Origin of the sequence: Caulobacter sp. CCG-8, from assembly GCF_037402475.1 — a bacterium.
Taxonomy (GTDB): Bacteria; Pseudomonadota; Alphaproteobacteria; order Caulobacterales; family Caulobacteraceae; genus Caulobacter.
Map to the genome: position 1 here is coordinate 55835 of NZ_JBBEUD010000021.1, position 22638 is coordinate 78472.

The following is a 22638-nucleotide window of genomic DNA, read 5'->3' on the forward strand; positions in this document are numbered from 1 at the left end:
AAAAGCTTCACCGTAAAGCGGAACCAAAGATTTGCCCCCGCGTTGGACCCGTTCGGGGGGTCATGAGGACCGGTCTAGGTTGTCGAAAGCGTGAACCGCTTCAAAAGCCTGGACCGTCGTCTCATTTAGCGCCGCCCACGTGATCGAACGTTTTCGACGTGGAGTATGTTCAATGCCGGCGGCACAGTCCAAAGCGCAGCAGCGCGGGCTCGACAACCACCAGCTCCTGGCCGCCCTGCGCGCCTTCCGGCGCGGCGATTTCTCGGTGCGACTGCCCACCGACCTGTCCGGTCTGGACGGTGAACTGGCCGAGGCGTTCAACGACGCCGTCAACCTGAACGATCAAATCAGCAAAGAGTTCGAACGCCTCGGCGACGTGGTCGGCAAGCAGGGCAAGATCAACCATCGCGCCCGTTTGCCGGGCGCCACGGGCTCTTGGGCGGCCAGCGTCGAGGCGGTCAACAACCTGATCACCGACATGGTCCACCCGACCGCCGAAATGGCCCGCGTGATCGGCGCCACCGCCAAGGGCGATCTTTCCCAGACCATGGACCTCGAGAACGAGGAACGCCCCCTGCGCGGCGAGTTCCTGCGCATCGGCAAGGTCGTGAACACCATGGTGGGCCAGCTGGGCTCGTTCGCCTCGGAAGTGACCCGCGTGGCGCGGGAAGTCGGCACCGAGGGCAAGCTGGGCGGCCAGGCGCAGGTGAAGGGCGTGGCCGGCACCTGGAAGGACCTCACCGACAACGTCAACCTGATGGCCGCCAACCTGACCGGCCAGGTCCGCAACATCGCCGAGGTGACCACCGCCGTCGCCAACGGCGACCTCTCGCGCAAGATCACCGTGGACGTGAAGGGCGAGGTGCTGGAGCTGAAGAACACCATCAACACCATGGTGGACCAGCTCAACAGCTTCGCCTCGGAAGTGACCCGGGTGGCCCGCGAAGTGGGTACGGAAGGCAAGCTGGGCGGACAGGCCAACGTGAAGGGCGTGGCCGGCACCTGGAAGGAGCTGACCGACAACGTCAACCTGATGGCCGGCAACCTGACCGGCCAGGTGCGGAACATCGCCGAGGTGACCACCGCCGTGGCCCGCGGCGACCTCTCGCGCAAGATCACCGTGGACGTGAAGGGCGAGGTGCTGGAGCTGAAGTCGACCATCAACACCATGGTGGACCAGCTGAACGCCTTCGCCTCGGAAGTGACCCGCGTGGCCCGCGAAGTGGGTACGGAAGGCAAGCTGGGCGGCCAGGCCCGCGTGGAAGGCGTGGCCGGCACCTGGAAGGACCTGACCGACAACGTCAACCTGATGGCCGGCAACCTGACCGGCCAGGTGCGGAACATCGCCGAGGTGACCACCGCCGTCGCCATGGGCGACCTCTCCAAGAAGATCACCGTCGACGTGAAGGGCGAGGTGCTGGAGCTGAAGAACACCATCAACGTCATGGTGGACCAGCTGAACGCCTTCGCCTCGGAAGTGACCCGCGTGGCCCGCGAAGTGGGTACGGAAGGCAAGCTGGGCGGCCAGGCCAACGTGACCGGCGTCGGCGGCACCTGGAAGGAGCTGACCGACAACGTCAACCTGATGGCCGGCAATCTGACCGGCCAGGTCCGCAACATCGCCGAGGTTACCACCGCCGTCGCCATGGGCGACCTCAGCAAGAAGATCACCGTCGACGTGCGCGGCGAAATCCTGGAGCTGAAGAACACCATCAACACCATGGTGGACCAGCTGAACTCGTTCAGCTCGGAAGTGACCCGCGTCGCCCGCGAAGTGGGTACCGAAGGCAAGCTGGGCGGTCAGGCGCAGGTGAAGGGCGTGGCCGGCACCTGGAAGGACCTGACCGACAACGTCAACTTCATGGCCGGCAACCTGACCGGTCAGGTGCGGAACATCGCCGAGGTGACCACCGCCGTCGCCAACGGCGACCTGTCCAAGAAGATCACCGTCGACGTGCGCGGCGAGATCCTGGAGCTGAAGAACACCATCAACGTCATGGTGGACCAGCTGAACGGCTTTGCCTCGGAAGTGACCCGCGTGGCCCGCGAAGTGGGTACGGAAGGCAAGCTGGGCGGTCAGGCGCAGGTGAAAGGCGTGGCCGGCACCTGGAAGGAGCTGACCGACAACGTCAACCTGATGGCCGGCAACCTGACCGGCCAGGTGCGGAACATCGCCGAGGTGACCACCGCCGTCGCCATGGGCGACTTGTCCAAGAAGATCACCGTCGATGTGCGCGGCGAGATCCTGGAGCTGAAGAACACCATCAACGTCATGGTGGACCAGCTGAACTCGTTCTCGTCGGAAGTGACCCGCGTGGCGCGGGAAGTCGGCACCGAGGGCAAGCTGGGCGGCCAGGCGCAGGTGAAGGGCGTGGCCGGCACCTGGAAGGACCTGACCGACAACGTCAACTTCATGGCCGCCAACCTGACCGGCCAGGTGCGGAACATCGCCGACGTCACCACCGCCGTCGCCAAGGGCGACCTCTCCAAGAAGATCACCGTCGATGTGAAGGGCGAGATCCTGGAGCTGAAGTCGACCATCAACGTCATGGTGGACCAGCTGAACGGCTTCGCCTCGGAAGTGACCCGCGTGGCGCGGGAAGTGGGCACGGAAGGCAAGCTGGGCGGCCAGGCCCAGGTGCCCGGCGTGGCCGGCACCTGGAAGGACCTGACCGACAACGTCAACATGATGGCCGCCAACCTGACCGGCCAGGTGCGGAACATCGCCGACGTCGTGACCGCCGTCGCCCAGGGCAACCTGAAGCGCAAGCTGACCCTGGACGCCAAGGGCGAGATCGCCTCGCTGGCCGACACCATCAACGGCATGATCGAGACCCTGGCCACCTTCGCCGACCAGGTGACCAACGTGGCCCGCGAAGTGGGTTCGGAAGGCAAGCTGGGCGGCCAGGCCCGGGTGCCCGGCGCCGCCGGCCTGTGGCGCGACCTGACCGACAACGTCAACGAACTGGCCGCCAACCTGACCACCCAGGTCCGCGCCATCGCCGAGGTGTCCACCGCCGTGACCAAGGGCGACCTGACGCGGTCGATCACCGTGGAGGCGTCGGGGGAAGTCGCGGCCCTGAAGGACAACATCAACGAGATGATCCGCAATCTGAAGGATCAGACGTTGAAGAACACCGAGCAGGACTGGCTGAAGACCAACCTGGCCCGGTTCAGCCGCATGCTGCAGGGCGAGCGCGACCTGTCGACCGTGTCGAACCTGGTGCTGTCGGAACTGGCCCCGCTGATCAACGCCCAGCACGGGGTGTTCTACGTCTCGGACCACGACGTGAACGGCGAGCCGGTGCTGAACCTGGCCGCCAGCTACGCCTCCAACCCAGGCGACCGGCCGCCGGCCCGCCTGCGCCAGCGCGAGGGCCTGATCGGCCAGTGCGCGGCCGAGCGCCAGCGCATCCTGCTGACCAACGTCCCGTCCGAATACATCAAGATCAGTTCGGGTCTGGGCGAGGCCTCGCCGCAGAACATCATCGTCCTGCCCGCCCTGTTCGAAGGCGAGCTGAAGGCGGTGATCGAGCTGGCCACCTTCGGGACCTTCAACGAGACCCAGCAGGCCTTCCTCGACCAGCTGATGGAATCCATCGGCATCGTGCTGTCGACCATCGCCGCCAACATGCGGACCGAAGGCCTGCTCGAGCAGTCCCAGCTGCTGACCGCCGAACTCCAGGCCCAGCAGGAGGAGCTGAAGAAGACCAACGACCGCCTGGAACTGCAGGCCGCGTCGCTGCGGCAATCGGAAGAACTGCTGCGCTCCAAGCAGGACGAACTGCAGCAGACCAACGCCGAGCTGGAGGACAAGGCGGTCCTGCTGTCGGCCCAGAACAAGCAGGTGGAAGCCAAGAACGCCGAGGTCGAGCAGGCCAAGGCGGCGCTGGAGGAGAAGGCCGAACAGCTGGCCCTGACCTCGAAGTACAAGTCCGAGTTCCTGGCCAACATGTCCCACGAGCTGCGCACGCCGCTCAACAGCCTGCTGATCCTGTCCAAGATGCTCAGCGAGAACGCGCAGGGTAACCTCAGCGCCAAGCAGGTGGAGTTCGCCCGCAACATCCACAGCGCCGGCGCCGACCTGCTGGGCCTGATCAACGACATCCTGGACCTGTCGAAGATCGAGAGCGGCACCGTCACCCTCGACATCGGCGAGATGTCGTTCGCCAGCCTCCGCGACCAGACCGACCGCACCTTCTCGCAGCTGGCCCAGGACAAGAAGCTGGACTTCTTCATCAACATCGACCCGGCCCTGCCGCGCTCGATGTACACCGACGACAAGCGCCTGCAGCAGGTGATCAAGAACCTGCTGTCCAACGCCTTCAAGTTCACCCAGGCCGGCTCGGTGCGCCTGTCGATCGCCCGCGCCGAGGACGGCTGGGCCCTGGGCAACGACCACCTCAACAAGGCCGGCCAGGTGCTGGCCTTCTCGGTCGAGGACACTGGGATCGGCATCCCCGAGGACAAGCAGCGGATCATCTTCGAGGCCTTCCAGCAGGCCGACGGCACCACCAGCCGCAAGTACGGCGGCACGGGCCTGGGCCTGTCGATCAGCCGCGAGATCACCCGCCTGCTGGGCGGCGAGTTGCGGGTTGTCTCGACCCCCGGGCAGGGCAGCACCTTCACCCTGTACCTGCCGCTGAACTTCAGCCCGTCGGCCCAGCCCCAACCCACCCAGCCGCTGCGTCCCGCCACCTCGCCGGTCCAGACCTTCCGTCTGTCGACGGCGGAGGCCGGATCGGTCGAACCGGCCGAGACCGTGGTGGACGACCGTGAGCAGATCGAGCCCGGCGACCCGGTGATCCTGATCGTCGAGGACGACACCCGCTTCGCCTCGATCCTGCTGTCGCTGGTCCGCGACGGCGGCTTCAAGGGCGTGGTGACCGGCGAGGGCTCGGCCGTGCCGTCCCTGGCTCGCCGCTTCTCGCCGGACGCCATCATGCTGGACATCGGCCTGCCCGACATGGACGGCCTGGCCCTGCTGGACCTGCTCAAGCGCACGCCCGACACCCGCCACATCCCCGTGCAGGTGATCTCGGCCGACGACCATGGCGGGCTCGGCCTGTCGATGGGCGCCTTCGGCTTCACCAGCAAGCCCGTGGAGCGCGAGGCGGTGGCCTCGACCCTGGAGAAGGTCAAGAAGCTGGTGGCCGAGACCGGCCGCGCCCCGATCCTGGTCGGCGGCGAGGGCCAGGCCGCCGACACGCTGCGCGAGGCGATCGGGGCCGTGAAGGTGGTTCCTGCCCTGGCCGACCTGCCGGACGAGGCCTTCGTCGAGGAGGGCGGCTGCCTGGTGATCGACGTCGGAGCCGGGCCGGTCGGACCGTTCATCGACACCCTCAAGCAGCGCGGGGCGGCGTCGGGGGTGGCGGTGCTCTACGCGCCCGACGACCTGGATCCCGAGGAGGATCGCCGGTTCCGCCTGGCGGTGTTCTCCGGCCTGGCCCGCCTGGCGCGCACGCCCGAGCAGCTGATCGACCACGTCACCATGTCGCTGCACGCGCCGCTGGATCGCCTGTCCAGCCCGGCCAAGGCGATGATCGCCCACAGCCGCCACGCCGACGCCGTCCTGACGGGGCTGACGGCGGTGGTCATCGACGACGACATCCGCAACATCTTCTCGCTGGCCAGCGCGCTGGAGGAATACGGCATCGAGCTGCGCTACGCCGAGAGCGGCCGAGAGGGGCTAGAGCTGCTCGACAGCCTGCCGTCGGTGGATATGGTGCTGGTCGACATCATGATGCCCGACATGGACGGGTACGAGACCATGCGTGAAATCCGGGCCCGACCGCGGTTCTCCGACCTGCCGGTGATCGCGGTCACCGCCAAGGCGATGAAGGGCGACCGCCAGAAGTGCATCCAGGCGGGCGCCTCGGACTACGTCTCCAAGCCCGTGGACATCGACCAGCTGATCTCGGTCCTGCGGGTCTCGGTCCAGCGCACGGACGCCCAGCGCCTGGCCGGAGACAACGTCGTCGCCATCCACAGCACCGCAGCGCAATGACCGTACCCGCGGTAAAGCATCAGGCGACCCCGCCGCCCGAGGACCGACCAAGGACGAGGATCCTCATCGTCGACGACGACGAGCGCAACGCGTTCGCCGCGATCCAGGCGCTGGAGACCCTGGGCCAGGAACTGGTCGTGGCCCGGTCGGGCGAGGAGGCGCTGCGACGCCTCCTGGTCGACGACTTCGCGGTGATCCTGCTGGACCTGCACATGCCGGGCATGGACGGCTACGAGACCGCCGAGCTGATCCGCCAGCGGCGGCGCAACCGCGACGTGCCGATCGTCTTCCTGACGGCGGTGTTCCGCGACGAGGCCCACATCTTCAAGGCCTATTCGGCGGGGGCCGTCGACGTGGTGTTCAAGCCGGTCGATCCCTTCATCCTGCGCTCCAAGGTGCAGGTGCTGGTCGACCTGCACATCAAGACCCTGGAGCTGGAACAGCAGTCGGAGAGCCGCCGCCTGCTGATCGAGGAGAACGCCCGCATCCACGCCGAGAAGCTGGCCGCGGAGCGGGCCCTGCGGAGCACCCAGGAGCGCCAGGAGGCGATCCTCCGCGCCCTGCCGGTGGTGTTCCATTCGCGCACGGCCGACGCGCCCTACGAGCCGCTGTTCGTCGGCGGCAACGTGATCGAGCTGACCGGCTTCTCCGCCGAGGATTTCCTGGCCTCGGCCGAGTTCGGCATCAGCCGGGTCCATCCGGACGACGTCGACATCGTGGTGCGCGCCCAGGCCGAGGCCCGCAAGTCCGGTTCCTACGCCTGCGAGTACCGCTGGCAGTGCGCCGACGGGTCGTACCGGTCGCTGATCGACCAGGGCGTGCTGGCCCAGGACGAGGAGAGCGGCCGGCAGGTGGTGTTCGGCACGCTGCTGGACAACACCGAGCGCCGGGGGCTGGAGGAGCAGCTGAGCCATGCCCGCAAGATGGAGGCCGTGGGCCAGCTGACCGGCGGCGTCGCCCACGATTTCAACAACTTGCTGACGGTTGTTCTGGGCAATATCGAGCTGATCAAGCGGCGGACCGGCGACCAGCACGAGCTGGCCCGGCAGATCGACGCCGTGCGGTTGGCGGCCGAGAAGGGCGGGGCCCTGACCCGCCAGTTGCTGGCGTTCTCGCGCCGCCAGCGCCTCAATCCTCTGACCGTCGACCTCAACGTCCTGATCTCCGACTTCGCGCCGCTGCTGCGCCAGGCGGTCGGCGAAGCGGTCAGCATCGAGCTGAGCCTGGCGGGCGAGGCGCTGCCCGCCCACCTCGACCCCGCCCAGTTCGAGAGCGCCCTGCTGAACCTGGCGGTCAACGCCCGCGACGCGATGGAAGGCGGGGGTCTGCTGTCGATCTCCACCAAGTCGACCGGCGGGGACGATCCCCGGATCCTGGTGATGGTGCGCGACACCGGCCAGGGCATGGACGCCGACGTGGCCTCCCGCATCTTCGAGCCGTTCTTCACCACCAAGGAGATCGGCAAGGGGTCGGGCCTGGGCCTGTCCCAGGTCTACGGCTTCGTCCGGCAGTCGGGCGGCGAGGTCACGGTGACCAGCGCGCCGGGGGAGGGCGCGGTGTTCGAGGTTTCCCTGCCGCTGAGCCAGGCGGCGCTGAGCCAGCGCGGCGGCGGCGACGAGACGACCGAGGCGGCCCGCGGCTCGGAACGGGTGCTGGTGGTCGAGGACGATCCGGCGGTGCTGGCCATGGCGGTCGAGACGCTGGAGGGGCTGGGCTATCAGGTCACCACGGCCGACACGGCCGCGGCCGCTCTGAAGCGCCTGAAGAGCCGCAAGGCGTTCGACCTGCTGTTCTCCGACGTGGTCATGCCCGGCGGCGTCAACGGCGTCGAGCTGGCCCACGCCGCGCTCAAGGTACGGCCCGAGCTGAAGGTCCTGCTGACCTCCGGCTATGTGGGCGACGAGGCGGCGTCCTGGGCCAACGAATTCCCGATGATCGACAAGCCCTATCTGGGCCCGGCCCTGGCGGCCAAGGTCCGCGTCGTGCTGGACGCCGAGGTCCCCGCCAAGGCCCCCGCCAAGGCTCAACGCGGCTGAGGGGCGAGGCTTTCGACGGGCGGCGCCTTGTCGTCGCGCCGAGCGAGACCATCTGACAAGCTCGGCCGCGCCGGCAGTGGCGGCCTTTTGCTTTCGGAGCCGACGATGACCGATCTCTCAGCCTTCCCGATCACCAAGCGCTGGCCGGCCCAGCATCCCGACCGCCTGCAGCTCTACAGCCTGCCCACGCCGAACGGGGTCAAGGTGTCGATCATGCTGGAGGAGATCGGCCTGCCGTACGAGCCGCACACCATCGACATCGGCAAGAACGAGACCTGGGGACCGGAATTCCTGTCGCTGAACCCCAACGGCAAGATCCCCGCCATCATCGATCCCGACGGCCCCGACGGTAAGCCGCTGGGCCTGTTCGAGTCCGGCGCGATCCTGGTCTATCTGGCGGAGAAGACCGGCAAGTTCCTGCCCAAGGACCCGGCCCGGCGCTACGAGACCATGGCCTGGGTGTTCTTCCAGATGGCCGCCGTCGGCCCGATGTTCGGCCAGGTCGGCTTCTTCCACAAGTTCGCGGGCAAGGACTACGAGGACAAGCGGCCGCGCGATCGCTACGTCGCCGAATCCAAGCGCCTGCTGGGCGTCCTGGAGACTCGCCTGGCCGACCGCGACTGGATCATGGGCGACGAGTACACCATCGCCGACATCGCGACCCTCGGCTGGGTGCGCAACCTAGTCGGCTTCTACGGCGCGGGCGATCTGGTCGACTACGCCAGCCTCAAGCACGTGCCGGCCTGGCTGGAGCGGGGCCTCGCCCGTCCGGCCGTCCAGCGCGGCCTGGAAATCCCCAAGCGCCCCTGACGGGCTTCCACCGCCGCCGGGTTCCGGCCCGGCGGTGGTTCCCGACGCCCCGCGCGCGATTGTCGCGGTCGCCTTAACGGGTTTTGCGGACCTTTGGACCCATGCTGAGGCCTCGGAGGCTCAGTATGAACCACAACGAAGCGAGGCGTATCCGGGCGCTCCAGAGCTACGGCGTGCTGGACACGTCGCCCGACGCCGCTTTCGATCGCGTGACCCAGCTGGCGTGCGACCTGTTCGACGCGCCCATCGGCCTGGTCTCGCTGATCGACGAAGAGCGCCAGTGGTTCAAGTCGCGCCAGGGGCTGACGGATTGCTCGACGCCGCGCAGCGAGGCGTTCTGCAGCGTGGCCATCGAGCAAGGCCCCGGCGCGGTGATGATCGTCGAGGACGCCACGCTGGACCGGCGTTTCGCCCACTATCCCTCGGTGGTCGGCGACATGGGCGTGCGCTTCTATGTCGGCGCCGTGCTGACCTCGCCGGAGGGCTACAATCTCGGCACGCTCTGCATCATCGACACCAAGCCCCGCCCGCGTCCCACCGACCGCGAGCTGGACCGCCTGCGGACCCTGGCGCGCATCATCGTCGACGAGCTGGAGCGGATGCGCGTCAACCGCGTGCGCTGGGAGCAGGCGCGCCTGCTGAAGCTGGCCGAGACCATGTCGGGTGTCGCGCACTGGCGCTACGACCTCGTGACCGGCGAGGTCTACTGGTCGGACCTGCTCTATGAGATCCGGGGCGCGGACCGCCGGACCTACGTCCCTACCTTCCAGTCGGGCCTGGAGGCGTTCCATCCGGACGACCAGGCGCTGGTCGCCGACCGGCTGGCCGAGGCGATCGCCAGCAAGACGACCTCCAGCTTCCAGGCGCGGATGATCCGGCCGGACGGCGAGGCGCGGGTGGTCCAGTCCAAGGCCGGTTGCGAGCTGGACGAGCACGGCCAGGTCGTCGCCCTGATCGGCCTGTTCCAGGACGTGACCGACCAGGTCCGCAATCTGGAGAACCTGACCGCCAGCGAGGCGCGCTACCGGCTCCTGGCCGAGAACACCTCGGACGTCATCGTCCGCTGCGCCCTCGACGGGACGCTGCTCTACGTCTCGCCCGCCTGCCGGACGATGGGCTACGAGCCCGAGGACCTGGTCGGCACGCCGTACGACCGGCTGGTGCATCCGGACGACCGGGAACGCCTGATCGCCAATTCCAGGCCGCTGTTCACGGGCTCGGTTCCCGATCTGCTGGCCAACCGGCAGCACCGCTATCAGGCCGCCGACGGCCGCTGGGTCTGGTTCGAGGGCAATCCCCATATCGTCCGGGACGCGCAGGGGCAGGCGAGGGAGATCGTCAACGTCTTCCGCAACATCACCGAGCGGAAGGAACAGCTGGAGCTGTTCGAGAACGCCTTCGAGCATGCGCCGATCGGCAAGTGCCTGGTCGGGCTGGACGGGACCTTCCTGAAGGTCAATCCGATGCTGTGCGAGATGGTGGGCTACAGCCGCGAGGAGATGCTGGCGCTGAACTTCCAGGCCATCACCCACCCCGACGACCTGGACGCCGATCTCAGCCTGGTGGAGGACCTCTACAACGGCCGGATCTCCACCTATCGGATGGACAAGCGCTACATCCGCAAGGACGGCTCGATCATCTGGATCCAGCTGGCGGTGTCGCGGGTCGACAATCCCGACGGCTCGCCCCGCTATTTCATCTCGCAGATCGAGGACCTGACCGCGCGGCGGGCGGCCGAGGCGGCGCTGAAGGACAGCGAGGCCCGCTATCGCCTGATGGCCGAGAACACCACCGACATGATCCTGACGGCCGGCCTGGACGGCAAGATCACGTTCGTGGCCGCCTCCTGCCAGGAGGTGACCGGCTACGCGCCGGCCGAGGTGATCGGGCGCGGCGCCGCCGACCTGGCCCACCCGGAGGAGCGCGTGCGCGTGCGCCGGGTCTATCGCAACCTGCTGAAGGGCGGCTCGGCCGGGCGCGTCCGCTGGCGGGTCTCGCACAAGACCGCCGGCCGCGAGGTCTGGCTGGAATCCAACCCTTCGCTGCTGCGCGATCCCGCCACGGACGCACCCACCGGCTTCCTCGACGTGATCCGCGACGTGACCGCCCAGGTCGATCAGGAGGAGGCGCTGGCCGCCGCCCGCGCCGAGGCCGAGGCGGCCGCGGTCGTGAAGGGCGAGTTCATGGCCAATATGAGCCACGAGATCCGCACGCCGCTGACGGCGGTCATCGGCTTCTCGGGGCTGCTGTCCCAGCGCCCGGAGCTGGACGAGGTGTCCCAACGCTATGTGCAGCGCGTGTCGAGCGCGGGCCAGGCGCTGCTGGCGATCGTCAACGACGTGCTCGACTTCTCCAAGCTCGAGGCCGGCCAGGTCGAGATCACGCCCCGCGCGGTCTCGCCGCTGACGCTGGCCCAGGACGCCCTGGCCCTGTTCGCGCCCCAGGCCGACGACAAGGGCCTGTGGCTGGAATGCCAGGCGGAGGGCGAGCTGCCCGAGCGGGTGATGATCGATCCGGACCGCGTCCGCCAGGTGCTGCTCAACCTGGTGGGCAACGCGGTCAAGTTCACCCGGCAGGGCGCCGTGCGCCTGTTCGTCGCCTACGACCCGGACGCGGCCCGGCTGCGGATGCGGGTGGAGGACACCGGCGAGGGCATGAGCGTCGAGCAGCAGACCAAGCTGTTCCAGCGCTTCTCCCAGGTCGACGCGTCGTCCACCCGCCGGCATGGCGGCACCGGCCTGGGGCTGGCCATCTGCAAGGGCCTGACCGAGGCCATGGGCGGCGGCATCGCCGTGAGCAGCACGCTCGGGGAGGGGGCGGTGTTCAGCTTCCACATCGCCGCGGAACGGGCGACGGGCCTGGGCGGCGAGGCGCCCGCGCTGGAGCCCGTGGCGGAGGCGGGGCGGCGTCTGGACGGGGTCCGGGTGCTGGTGGTCGACGACAACTTCGTCAATCGCGAACTGGCGCGCACCGTGCTGGAGCACATGGGGGCCGAGGTCGCCGAGGCGGGCGACGGCCGCGCCGCGCTCGAGGCGGCGGCCCTGGAGCCGTTCGACTGCATCCTGATGGACCTGCGGATGCCCGGACTTTCCGGGATCGACGCCCTCTGCGAGATCCGCGACACGCCGGGCCCCAACCAGGACGTGCCGATCCTGGCCTTCACGGCGGAAACCGACCTCAATCTGCTGGACCTGGACCACGGCTTCGACGGCCTGGTGTCCAAGCCCATCATGGCGGTCGATCTGGTGGAGGCCGTGGACCGGTTCACGCGCTGGGACGGCGTCCCCGACGACCTGGGCGGCGATCTCGACCTGGCCGATCTCGCGGAGGCGTGAGGTGGGTCGCACGCGTATCCTGATCGTCGAGGATGATCCGATCATCCTCGACCTGATCACCACCCGCCTCGATATCGCGGGCTACGACACCTATTTCGCCCGCGACGGCTTCGAAGGCCTCAAGCGGCTGCACGAGCTGCGGCCGTCGGCCCTGGTGCTGGACATCAACATGCCCCGGCTCGACGGCTTCGGGGTGCTGCGCAAGATGCGCCAGGAGGGCCTGAACACCCCGACCATGGTGCTGACCGCCCGCAACCAGCCCGACGACGTCAAGCAGGCCATCACCCTGGGCGCGCGGGACTTCCTGGCCAAGCCGTTCAAGGACGAACAACTGCTGCAGCGGGTGGGGCGGCTGCTGCGCAAGGCGCCGGCCAGACCGGTCAGGGCGACCAAATCCGCGCCGGAACCCGAGAGGCCGCCGCCCGTGATGCTGCCCATCGACGACGGTCCCGAGCCCTTCCTGCTCTGAGCCTGGCGCGGTCGAGGGCGACGGTCTTCGACTGTCGTTCACTTTTTATTCCAGGCGCCGCTTGAACCGCGAGGGGGGAACACTCAAGTTGCTTATTCGTTGAGCTCATCGGGCGGCGCAAGCTCCCCGAGGCAGGGCCGCCAGGAGAGCGCATGAGTCCCGACGATACCCCTGCACGCGAGGCTTCGGAGGCCCGCGCCATCGCCCTGGTCGATCGCTATCTGGCGGTCCGGCGGCGCACCGAGGCCCTAGCCAAGCCGCTTTCCCCCGAGGATCAGGGCGCGCAGTCGATGCCCGACGCCAGCCCGGTCAAATGGCATCGGGCCCATACGGCCTGGTTCTTCGAGACCTTCCTGCTGACGCCCTTCCTGCCGGGCTATCGGGTGTTCGACCCGGCCTTCGCCTATCTGTTCAATTCCTATTACGAGGCCGTTGGGCCCCGTCAGCCGCGGCCCCTCCGCGGCCTGGTCACCCGGCCTTCGGCCGACGAGGTCGGGGCCTATCGCGCCCATGTCGACGCGGCCATGGTCCGGCTGCTGACCACCGCGCCGACGGCCGAGGTGATCGAGCGCCTCGACCTGGGCCTGGCCCACGAGGAGCAGCACCAGGAGCTGATCCTGATGGACCTGCTGCACCTGTTCGCCCAGTCGCCGCTGCAGCCGGCCTATCGCGACGCGGCCTCGCCGGAGCGCGCGGTCGCCGGCGCCGTCCGCTACCTGGCCTTCGAGGGCGGGCTGGTCGAGATCGGCGACGCCGGTCCCGGCTTCGCCTTCGACAACGAGCGGCCGCGCCACAAGGTCCATCTGGAACCCTATCGCCTGGCCGACCGCCTGGTGACCAACGGCGAGTGGCTGGCCTTCATCGAGGACGGCGGCTATCGCCGGGCCGACCTGTGGCTGTCCGACGGCTGGGCCGCGGTCAACGAGCAGGCCTGGGAAGCGCCGCTCTACTGGCGGCGGGAGGAGGGCGGCGCGTGGTCGGTGATGACCCTGTCGGGCCGTCGTCCCGTCGATCCCCACGCGCCGGTGGGCCATGTCAGCTACTACGAGGCCGCCGCCTTCGCCGCCTGGTGCGGCCGCCGGCTGCCGACCGAGGCCGAGTGGGAGGCCGCCGTCACGGCCTCGGAAGGCCAGGCACTGCGCCAGACGTCCGACGAGGCCTGGCAGTGGACCGCCAGCCCCTATGTGGCCTATCCCGGCTTCAAGCCCGGTGCGGGCGCGCTGGGCGAGTACAACGGCAAGTTCATGATCAACCAGATGGTCCTGCGGGGCGGGGCGGCCGAAAGCCCGCCCGGCCATACGCGGCCGTCGTACCGCAACTTCTTCCATCCGGCCCAGCGCTGGGCCTTCACGGGCGTGCGCCTGGCCGACGACGCCAGCACGTCGGACCGCGAGACCCTCCAGGCCTCCACCTTCCTGGACGACGCCCTGGCCGGTCTGACGGCCGCGCGGAAGACCCTGCCGGCCAAGTACTTCTACGACGCCGAGGGCTCGCGACTGTTCGAGGCGATCTGCGAGCTGCCGGAATACTATCCCACCCGCACCGAGACGGCGCTGCTGCGCCGCATCGCGCCCGAGATCGCCGCCCGGGTCATGGAGGGCGCGGCCCTGGTCGAGTTCGGCAGCGGGGCCAGCACCAAGACCCGCCTGCTGCTGGACGCCATGCCGCAGCTGGGCGTCTACGTTCCGATCGACATCAGCAAGTCGGCGCTGGACGAGGCCAGCGAGGCGCTGCGTCGCGACTATCCGGGCCTGATCGTCGCGCCGCTGGTCGACGACTTCACGCGCGCGGTCCGGCTGCCGGCGGCGGCGCGGGGACGGCCGGTGACCGGCTTCTTCCCGGGCTCGACGATCGGCAATTTCGCCCCGCCCGAGGCCGAGGACTTCCTGCGCGGCGCGCACGAGCTACTCGGCGACGGCGCGATGTTCGTGGTCGGGGTGGATATCGCCAAGAGCCCGGACATCCTGGTGCCCGCCTATGACGACGCCCAGGGCGTGACGGCGGCCTTCAACAAGAACGTGCTGGCGCGGATCAACAGCGAACTGGGCGGGGATTTCGACCTGGACACCTTCGACCATCGGGCCGTCTGGAACGCCGAGGAAAGCCGTATGGAGATGCATCTGGTCAGCCGCATCGACCAGACCGCGCACCTGGCGGGGCGGGACATCCGTTTCGAGGCCGGTGAGACGATCCACACCGAGAACTCTTACAAGTATGCCCCGGAAATGTTCGTGGACCTGGCCCGACGCGCGGGCTGGAAGGTCGCGGCGCGCTGGATCAGCGACAGCCCGAGCTTCGGTGTCTTCGCCCTGGCCGGCTGAGGCGGGCGGAATTCACATCGGAAAGCGGCCGCGGCCCCGACCCTCGAAAGGGCCGGGGCCGCGGCGCGCTTCATGTCAGGCGTCGCGCCCGGACAGGCGCCCGCCGCCACGCGACGAGGAGCCGCCCTTGCGGCCCGCATTGGCCGCGAGGTCGCGGTCCTTGGCGAAGCTGCGCTTTTCACTGGGAACACTGGCCCCCCCTTTGCGCGCGATCTCGCGACGACGTTCGGGGTCCATGGCGGCGAAGCCTCGGCGGCCGCGGGGCCGTTCGGTGTCGAGGTCCATAGGTTGCTCCTAATCGGGACTGGTCACGGGGGGGAACGGCGCGGGCGGGGCGTCATAGGGCCGGTCGTCGCCCGGCTGGACGGGCGGCTCGTTCATCGGCACTTCATCGGGCTGGGAGCCCGGGTCGTACTCGGGTCGCGAGGGCTCGATCGGCGGCGGGGCGTCGGGGTCGGTCATGGCGTCCTTCAGCGTGTTCCAGTGAAGTAACCGGTGAAGTCGCGTTCGGTTCACCCAACAGGCGAGACAAAATTGCAGAGTTTCGCGTTAGGCCTGCGACGGAGAGGCAAAAAGCATGACGAAAGCCCGGGCGAAAAAACCTGAAAGCGCAGCAATATCGCGCCATTGGCGGCTATTGGCGGCCGCCGTGGCCGGCGTTTTCGGCTGGCTCGGCGCGCGTCACCTAAATGCTCCGGTCAGCACGCATTTGCTGATCGGCTGGGATGTCTGCGCGCTGGTCTACGTCACGACGACCTGGCACCTTTTCCTGACCGCCGACGAAGCCGAGGTGCGCCGGCGGGCCGCGGCCGAGGATGAAAAGCCTTCGCAAATTTTACTGCTGGTGCTCATGGCGATCCTGTCCAGCCTGGTCGCCGTGGTGGCGGCGATGCTGCACGCCAAGTCGGCGGGGCCGGACATCAAGGCGATCACCGCCGTCTGCGCCGGGGTCACCCTGGTGCTGTCCTGGGTGGTTCTGCATTCGGTGTTCACGCTGCACTACGCCCATCGCCACTTCGGCGACGGAACGGGCAAGCCTGGCATCCTGTTCCCCGGCGAGCCCGCCCGGACCTATCTCGACTTCGTCTATCTGGCCTTCAGCATCGGGGCGACGTTCCAGGTGTCGGACAACAACATCCTGACCAACAAGCTGCGCAACCTGGTCACGGCCCAGGCGGTCTGCTCGTATTTCTACAACACCGCCGTCCTGGCCCTGGGGATCAACATCATCGCCGGGCTGGTCAGCTAGCGGCGGGGCGGCTTGCCTTCGGGGCGCGGGCCTTCGAGCCGGGCCTGGACCGGGGTGCGGGGCAGGTCGGCCAGGCGCAGCCGGCCGTCGCCGTCTTTGTCCAGCAGGGCGAAGCGGGCCTTGGCCGCCTTGGTGGCCTCGGCGCGGGTGATGCGGCGATCGAAGTCGCCGTCGGACGCCATGACCGGCTCAGGCTCGGCCAGCAGGCTGTAGGGTGTCGCACCCTGGAGCATGCCGCCCATCATGCCGCCGCCGCGGCGACGGCCACCGCTTGGCGGTCCGTCGTCCTGGCCGGCGAAGCCGAGGCCGCCGGGGAACCCGCCGCCGGAAGGTGGTCCGCCGCGACCGCCGCGACGTCCGCCGCCGGGCCGGCCGCCTTGCTCGCCGCGACCGCCGCCGTCGCCCTGGAAGCCTTGCAGGATCTCGGGCGCGACCTTGGTTTCGTAGGTCGAGACCTCGAAGCCGTCGATGACCCCGTTGTGGTCGCTGTCGATCTTGTCGAAGAACCGCAGGGCGTCGGCGACGAACTCGTCGCGGGTCAGGGCTCCGTCATGGTCGGTGTCGGCGCCCGCGAACCAGGCGGCGACGGGGTAGGGGGCGCCGGGCTCGGCGCGGAACGGCTCGCCGGCCGGGCTGATGAACACCTGCGGGCGGGCTCGGCGCGGCGGCCCGCCCGGTTCGCCCTCTTCGGGCGGACGCGGACGCGGCGCCTTGCCCCAGTCGCCGCGTGGGCCGTCCTGCGGCGGGCCGGAGGCGCAGGCCCCCAGGCACAGGGCGGCGAACATCAGGATGCAGGTGGCGCGGAGGCCCGTGAAGGTTTGCATGGCTTGATCAACGCCGCCGGGATGTCCTGCGTATGGCGCAGCTTTTGCGGTCTCGAAACAAACCCGGGGCTTCCTTGTCGGCTGCGTATCCAGCCTAGAACGGCAGCTCGACGCGGGCGCGCAGGCCGCCTTCGGGGCGGTTGTGCAGGGTGACGTCGCCGCCGTGGGCGCGGGCCACCGAGCGGACGACGGCCAGGCCCAGCCCGATCCCGCCGGTCTCGCGGTTGCGCGAGGGCTCGCTGCGGAAGAACGGCTCGAACACGCGGTCCAGCTCGGCCGGTGCGATGCCGGGGCCGTTGTCGTCGATCTCGACCACCGCCAGGCGGCCCTCGGCGCGGACCCGGCCCTGCACGGCGCCGCCGTACTTCAGACCGTTCTCGACCAGATTGGTCAGCAGGCGGCGAAGCGCGACGGGATCGCCGTCGATGATGATCTTCTCGCCCAGTTCCACCGACGCCCGGCCGCCGGTCTCGGCGGCCTCGTCGATGATGCTCTCCAGCAGCGAGGCCAGTTCCAGCTTGGTGCGCTCGGCCGGGCGGGTGGTGTCGCGCACGAAGGCCATTGTGGCGGCGATCATCGCCTCCATCTGGTCGATGTCGGAGGCCAGCTTGGCCCGGACGTCGTCCGGCACCGCCTCGATGCGGAAGCGCAGGCGGGTCAGGGGCGTGCGCAGGTCGTGCGCCACCGCGCCGATCATCGCCGTGCGGTCCTCGACATAGCGGCGCAAGCGCTCCTGCATCATGTTGAAGGCGTTGGCGGCGGCGATCACCTCCGCCGAGCCCTTCAGGGCCAGGGGCGCGGCGCGCGGGTCGCGGCCCAGGCGTTCGGCGGCGCCGGCGAAGGCGCTGATCGGACCCGACAGCCGGCGGGCGAACAGCCAGGCCAAGGGCGAGACGCACAGCACCGACAGGGCCAGGATCAGCAGGATCCGCTGCTGCCAGCTGTCGAAGCGGATGGCGGGCTTGGGCTCCACGACCGTCCAGCGGCCGTCGTCCTGGTGGACCGCCACCTTGAAGTCGCCGACGATGAACGGCTCATCGCGAGGACCGTCGAACTGGAAGATCCGCGGCGGCCCGGCGGGACCTTCCGGCGGGCCTCCGGGGCCTCCGGGGCCGCCGGGGCGTCCGAAGCCGTTAGCCCCTTCGGGGCCTCCTCGTGGTCCGCCGGGGCCGCCCGGACCGCCGGGGCCTTCCGGCGGACGGTGGCGGACATCCCGCGGGAGTTCCTGGACGAAGGTGCGTTTCTGCGCGCGGACGAAGAAGCGGGGGCCGGTGTCGATGTCCATCTCGATCCGGGCCGGATCGACGCCGACTTCGCGGGCGAGGGCGGTCTTGAACTCGGCGCGACGCCGGTTGTCGACCAGGCCCCGGATCGGGCCGACGTTGCGGCGGAGCACCAGGAGGCGCCCGTCGCGCGGCTGGACGGTCGCCGGCCCCTTCAGGGCGCGGGCGATCTCGCTCATCCGATAGATCTCGGGCGGCGGGGCGGGCAGGTTGAAGACCACGGCGATGGCGATCAGCTGCGCCGCCACCAGGGTCACGATGACCAGGCCCAGGGCCTGGACGAACAGCGGGGCGCTGCTCGGGCCCTTCACCCGCACGCGTTCGCTCATGGGGTGCGGGTCACCTTGGACGTGAACATGTAGCCTTCGCTGCGGATCGTGCGGATCAGCTCGCCGCCGCCGCCGTCGTCCAGCTTGCGGCGCAGACGGCTGATCTGGACGTCGATGGCCCGGTCGTAGGCGTCGCTCTCACGGCCTCGGGCCAGGTCCAGCAGCTGGTCGCGGGTCAGAACGCGCTGCGGCCGCTCGACGAAGGCGCGCAGCAGCGAGAACTCGCCGCTGGACAGGTTGACCACCACCGACTGCGGCGAGCGCAGTTCGCGGCGGACCAGGTCGAGGCGCCAGCCGGCGAATTCGCAGGCCGCGCCCATGCCGTCGTCGACCGTGCGCGGTTCCTGCCGGCGGCGCAGCACGGCGCGGATTCGGGCCAGCAGCTCGCGCGGATTGCACGGCTTGGGCAGGTAGTCGTCGGCGCCCAGTTCGAGGCCGACGATCCGGTCGGTCTCCTCGCCCATGGCCGACAGCATGATGATGGCGGGGCCGTCGGCGGCCGACAGACGGCGGCAGATGGCCAGGCCGTCCTCGCCGGGCAGCATGATGTCCAGGACGATCAGGTCGACCGGCCCGCGGGCCAGGGCCTGCTCCATGGTCCGGGAATCGGACGCGGTGTCGATGGTGTAGCCGTGCCGGCCCAGGAAATCGGCGACGACGTCGCGGATGCCCGGATCGTCGTCGACGATCAGGATGCGGGCGCCACGCGCGGGGTCGGTGTTCTGGCCGGACACGGGGGCGGCGGCGGAGGCCGTCGCGGGATCTTGCGAACTTTCCATGACTTGCTCTTTCCACGCCCCCGTCTCCTGCAGATTTCACGCCTGCAACAGGGACGCAACCCACGCATGCGACCAATCCCCGCAATTGTTGTTTGGAGACAAGCATGTCCCGCCTCCTGCCGACGGGTTTCGCCGTCCTCTTCCTGGTCTCCTCCGCCGGCCTGGCCCAGGCCCAGGGGCCGCGCGGCAATCAGGACGCCAACGGCGACGGGGTGATCAGCGCCCAGGAGTTCGAGGACGCGGCCCAGGCCCGGTTCCAGCGCATGGACGCCAACCAGGACGGCGTGATCGACGCGACCGAACTGGCCGCGATCCAGAAGCGGATGGAAGAGTTCCGCGCCCAGCGGCCCGACGCGGGGCCGCGGCCCGGCGGTGGAGGCGGCGGCGATTGGAGCGCGATGGACGCCGACCACGACGGCAAGGTGACGCTGGCCGAGGCCCTGGCCGCCAGTAAGGCCCGCTTCGCCGCCCTCGACACCGACAAGGACGGCAAGCTCAGCGAGGCCGAGCGGCCGATGCGGCGCGGCCCGCCCAACTAGGGCTGAGCCGGCCTAGCCCGGCGAGCGGTTCACCGGGGCTTCGTAGTCCTTGCCCTGGACGTTCATCGCCTCGATCGCCAGGTCGCTGACGAACGGGTTGGACCGGCGCTCGGCCCCGAAGGTCGACATCGGGCCGTGGCCCGGCACGAACTGGACGTCGTCGCCCAGCGGCCACAGCTTGCCGGTGATAGCGTCCAGCAGGTCCTGGTGATTGCCGCGCGGGAAGTCGGTGCGGCCGATCGAACCTTTGAACAGCACGTCCCCCACCTGGGCGAAGCGCGCCTGGCGGTGGAAGAAGATCACGTGGCCGGGGGTGTGGCCCGGGCAGTGCAGCACCTCGAACTGGGTCTCGCCGAGGGTGACCACGTCGCCGTCGTCCAGCCAGCGGTCGGTGACGAAGATCCGGGCCTCCGGGATCCCATACATCTCGCCGCTCTCCTGGATGCGGTCGATCCAGAACTGGTCGTCCTTGTGCGGCCCCTCGATCGGGACGCCGGTCAGGCGCTTCAGCTCGGCCGCGCCGCCGGCGTGATCCATGTGGCCGTGGGTGATCCAGATCTTCTCCAGGGTCAGGCCCTGGTCCTCGATCGCCTTCATCAGGCGCGGGATCTCGCCGCCCGGGTCGATCACCGCGGCCTTCTTCGTCTTGGCGCACCAGACGATCGTGCAGTTCTGCTGCAGCGGCGTGACCGGCGCGATGACGGCGCGGATGGGCATGTCGGTCATGCGGCCAAATCCTTCGAGGAAGCTCCGAAACGAAAACGGGCGGGGACCCGAGGATCCCCGCCCGTCCGAACTAAGCGTTATGAACGCCTGTTCAAGTCCTAATCTCAGTCCTGACCGGGAACGCCGGTGGGCGGAGCGTCGGCGTCCAGTTCGTGGATCTCGTCGGTGATGCCGCGACCCACGTGGCTCTTGCGGTAGCCGTAGGCGAAGTAGATCACCAGGCCCAGACCGCCCCAGATCGGCAGGACGGCCATCGCCTCGAGCGGCAGGTTGAAGTAGAGGCCCGCGCAGCCGACCATCGCCAGGGGCGCGATGATCCAGACCGCCGGCGTCTTGAACGGACGCGGACGGTTCGGATCCTTCACCCGCAGCACCATCACCGCGATCGCCACCATGAAGAAGGCGAACAGGGTGCCGGAGTTGGAGATGTCGGCCAGCTGGCCCACCGGGAAGAAGGCGGCGGCGATCGCGACGCAGACGCCGGTGAAGATCGTCACGACGTGCGGCGTCTTCCACTTCGGGTGGATGGTGGCCCAGCTCTGCGGCAGCAGGCCGTCGCGGGCCATCACGAAGAAGATGCGGGTCTGGCCGTAGATCATCATCAGGATGACCGAGGGCAGGGCCAGGTTGGCGGCCAGGCCCAGCAGGTTGCCGACGACGGGCCAGTTGATCTCGCGCAGGACGTGGGCGAGGGCTTCGTTCGAGCAGACCAGGCGGTCGGCGTTGGCGGCGGTGGCGCAGGCGGCCTGGAAGGCGGCCGAACCCGGCTGGACGACCGAACCGTCCAGGGCCAGCACCGGCTGGGCGCCGATGGCGCCGATCGCGCCCGCGGCGACCAGCAGGTAGAAGACGGTGCAGATGCCCAGGCTGCCGATCAGGCCGATCGGCACGTTGCGCTGCGGGTTCTTTGTCTCTTCGGCGGCGGTCGAGACCGCGTCGAAGCCGACATAGGCGAAGAAGATCGAGGCGGCGGCGCCGACAACGCCCATGCCCGTCGTCCCATGCGGGCCGAACCAGCCGTTGGGGGTGAAGGGCGAGAAGTTGCCGGTCTTGAGCACGGGGATGGTCAGGATCACGAAGGCCGTCAGGGCCGTCACCTTGATCACCACCAGGATGGCGTTGACGCGGGCGCTTTCGGTCGTGCCGCGCACCAGCAGGGCCGTCACGGTCAGGGCCACCAGGATGGCCGGGATGTTGACGATGCCCTTGCTGAAGTCGGCGGTCGGCACGAAGCCGTTCATCGACCAGGCGGGTCCGGATCGCAGCAGATCGGGCCAGTGGAAGTGCAGGGCGTTCTCGATCAATCCGAGGAAGTAGCCCGACCAGCCGACCGACACGGCCGAAGCGGCCACGGCGTATTCCAGGATCAGGGCCCAGCCGACCATCCAGGCCAGCAGTTCGCCCATCACGGCGTAGGTGTAGGTGTAGGCCGACCCCGACACCGGCACCATGGAAGCCAGTTCCGAATAGCAGAGCGCGGCGATGGCGCAGACCGCCCCCGCGATCACGAAGCTCCACATCATGCCCGGGCCGGCCTTTTGGGCGGCGGCCGCGGTCAGAACGAAGATGCCGGTGCCGATGATGGCGCCCACGCCGAGCAGGGTGAGCTGAATGGGACCGAGCGAGCGATGCAGCGACTTCTTCTCGGCCGTTGCTAGAATCGCGTCCAGCGACTTAACGCGCCACATATTTCCTCCAGAGACCCGCGGCCACCCCCGGGGGCCGCGTAGATAAATTTTGCGGACCCTGGCCCGGTTAACGGGACGCGGTCAAGGTAAAGCGGAGGGCGTCCGTAAATGTTCGCCCCGCTGCGCGCAATACGGGCCATGACCTGCCGGGCCGTTGTTGCGACGCAGCACGCTTCCTAACCGTTGCTGCCTCAGGGTTGGGCGCTGGCGAGGAGACCGGTGTTCGATGGCCCGCGCTTGGCG

The 22638-nt window shown here is 69.0% G+C and carries 15 protein-coding genes; 8 read left to right on the forward strand and 7 right to left on the reverse strand.

What is annotated here, in order from left to right; translation table 11 throughout:
• Positions 1 to 172 precede the first annotated feature (172 nt).
• The 6 genes from WAE60_RS19080 (at position 173) to egtB (ending at position 14978) form a co-directional block, all read left to right on the forward strand.
• Positions 173 to 6007, forward strand: coding sequence for a HAMP domain-containing protein (locus WAE60_RS19080; protein ID WP_337687934.1), 5835 nt, complete (start codon positions 173 to 175; stop codon positions 6005 to 6007).
• On the forward strand, positions 6004 to 8043 hold the full coding sequence (locus WAE60_RS19085) for a response regulator (RefSeq protein WP_337687936.1): 2040 nt from the start codon (positions 6004 to 6006) through the stop codon (positions 8041 to 8043). The genes WAE60_RS19080 and WAE60_RS19085 overlap by 4 nt, the downstream gene beginning before the upstream one ends.
• Before the next feature lie 105 nt (positions 8044 to 8148).
• Positions 8149 to 8853, forward strand: coding sequence for a glutathione S-transferase N-terminal domain-containing protein (locus WAE60_RS19090; RefSeq protein ID WP_029916371.1), 705 nt, complete (start codon positions 8149 to 8151; stop codon positions 8851 to 8853).
• A 125-nt stretch (positions 8854 to 8978) separates the two neighbouring features.
• Positions 8979 to 12188 carry a PAS domain S-box protein gene (locus tag WAE60_RS19095; protein WP_051696031.1) on the forward strand — a complete coding sequence of 1070 codons (3210 nt, stop codon included), beginning with the start codon at positions 8979 to 8981 and terminating at the stop codon, positions 12186 to 12188.
• 1 nt (position 12189) lies between these two features.
• Positions 12190 to 12657, forward strand: a complete 468-nt coding sequence (locus tag WAE60_RS19100) for a response regulator (protein ID WP_035018869.1) — start codon at positions 12190 to 12192, stop codon at positions 12655 to 12657.
• 152 nt (positions 12658 to 12809) lie between these two features.
• Positions 12810 to 14978: an ergothioneine biosynthesis protein EgtB gene (egtB, locus tag WAE60_RS19105; protein WP_337687938.1), complete on the forward strand. Its 2169-nt coding sequence runs from the start codon at positions 12810 to 12812 to the stop codon at positions 14976 to 14978.
• Between the two features lie 75 nt (positions 14979 to 15053).
• Here the strand turns inward: egtB and WAE60_RS19110 are convergent, their stop codons facing one another.
• Together WAE60_RS19110 and WAE60_RS19115 are read right to left on the reverse strand one after the other, a co-directional pair.
• Positions 15054 to 15263 (reverse strand): general stress protein, encoded by a 210-nt coding sequence (locus WAE60_RS19110; protein ID WP_012285637.1) that lies wholly within the window; start codon positions 15261 to 15263, stop codon positions 15054 to 15056.
• A 9-nt stretch (positions 15264 to 15272) separates the two neighbouring features.
• Positions 15273 to 15440, reverse strand: a complete 168-nt coding sequence (locus tag WAE60_RS19115) for a hypothetical protein (RefSeq protein ID WP_197026748.1) — start codon at positions 15438 to 15440, stop codon at positions 15273 to 15275.
• A gap of 187 nt (positions 15441 to 15627) precedes the next feature.
• On the opposite strand from WAE60_RS19115, the gene WAE60_RS19120 reads away from it, so the two are divergent.
• Positions 15628 to 16227, forward strand: a complete 600-nt coding sequence (locus WAE60_RS19120; RefSeq protein WP_231499535.1) for a DUF1345 domain-containing protein — start codon at positions 15628 to 15630, stop codon at positions 16225 to 16227.
• Here the strand turns inward: WAE60_RS19120 and WAE60_RS19125 are convergent.
• The 3 genes from WAE60_RS19125 to WAE60_RS19135 all read right to left on the reverse strand — a co-directional run bounded on the left by WAE60_RS19125 (position 16224) and on the right by WAE60_RS19135 (position 19442).
• Positions 16224 to 17051: an EF-hand domain-containing protein gene (locus WAE60_RS19125; RefSeq protein WP_337687942.1), complete on the reverse strand. Its 828-nt coding sequence runs from the start codon at positions 17049 to 17051 to the stop codon at positions 16224 to 16226. The two genes, WAE60_RS19120 and WAE60_RS19125, sit on opposite strands and share 4 nt — an antisense overlap.
• Positions 17052 to 17145: 94 nt before the next feature.
• Positions 17146 to 18663: an ATP-binding protein gene (locus tag WAE60_RS19130; RefSeq protein WP_337687945.1), complete on the reverse strand. Its 1518-nt coding sequence runs from the start codon at positions 18661 to 18663 to the stop codon at positions 17146 to 17148.
• Positions 18660 to 19442, reverse strand: a complete 783-nt coding sequence (locus WAE60_RS19135) for a response regulator (protein ID WP_051696033.1) — start codon at positions 19440 to 19442, stop codon at positions 18660 to 18662. Before WAE60_RS19135 ends, WAE60_RS19130 begins: the two co-directional genes overlap by 4 nt.
• Positions 19443 to 19546: 104 nt before the next feature.
• On the opposite strand from WAE60_RS19135, the gene WAE60_RS19140 reads away from it, so the two are divergent.
• Positions 19547 to 19981, forward strand: a complete 435-nt coding sequence (locus tag WAE60_RS19140; RefSeq protein ID WP_029916381.1) for a dockerin type I domain-containing protein — start codon at positions 19547 to 19549, stop codon at positions 19979 to 19981.
• Positions 19982 to 19993: 12 nt separating this feature from the next.
• On the opposite strand, the gene WAE60_RS19145 is transcribed toward WAE60_RS19140, so the two are convergent.
• Positions 19994 to 20707, reverse strand: a complete 714-nt coding sequence (locus WAE60_RS19145) for an MBL fold metallo-hydrolase (RefSeq protein WP_029916382.1) — start codon at positions 20705 to 20707, stop codon at positions 19994 to 19996.
• Positions 20708 to 20811: 104 nt separating this feature from the next.
• Positions 20812 to 22395 carry an amino acid permease gene (locus WAE60_RS19150; RefSeq protein ID WP_029916384.1) on the reverse strand — a complete coding sequence of 528 codons (1584 nt, stop codon included), beginning with the start codon at positions 22393 to 22395 and terminating at the stop codon, positions 20812 to 20814.
• Positions 22396 to 22638: the final 243 nt, after the last annotated feature.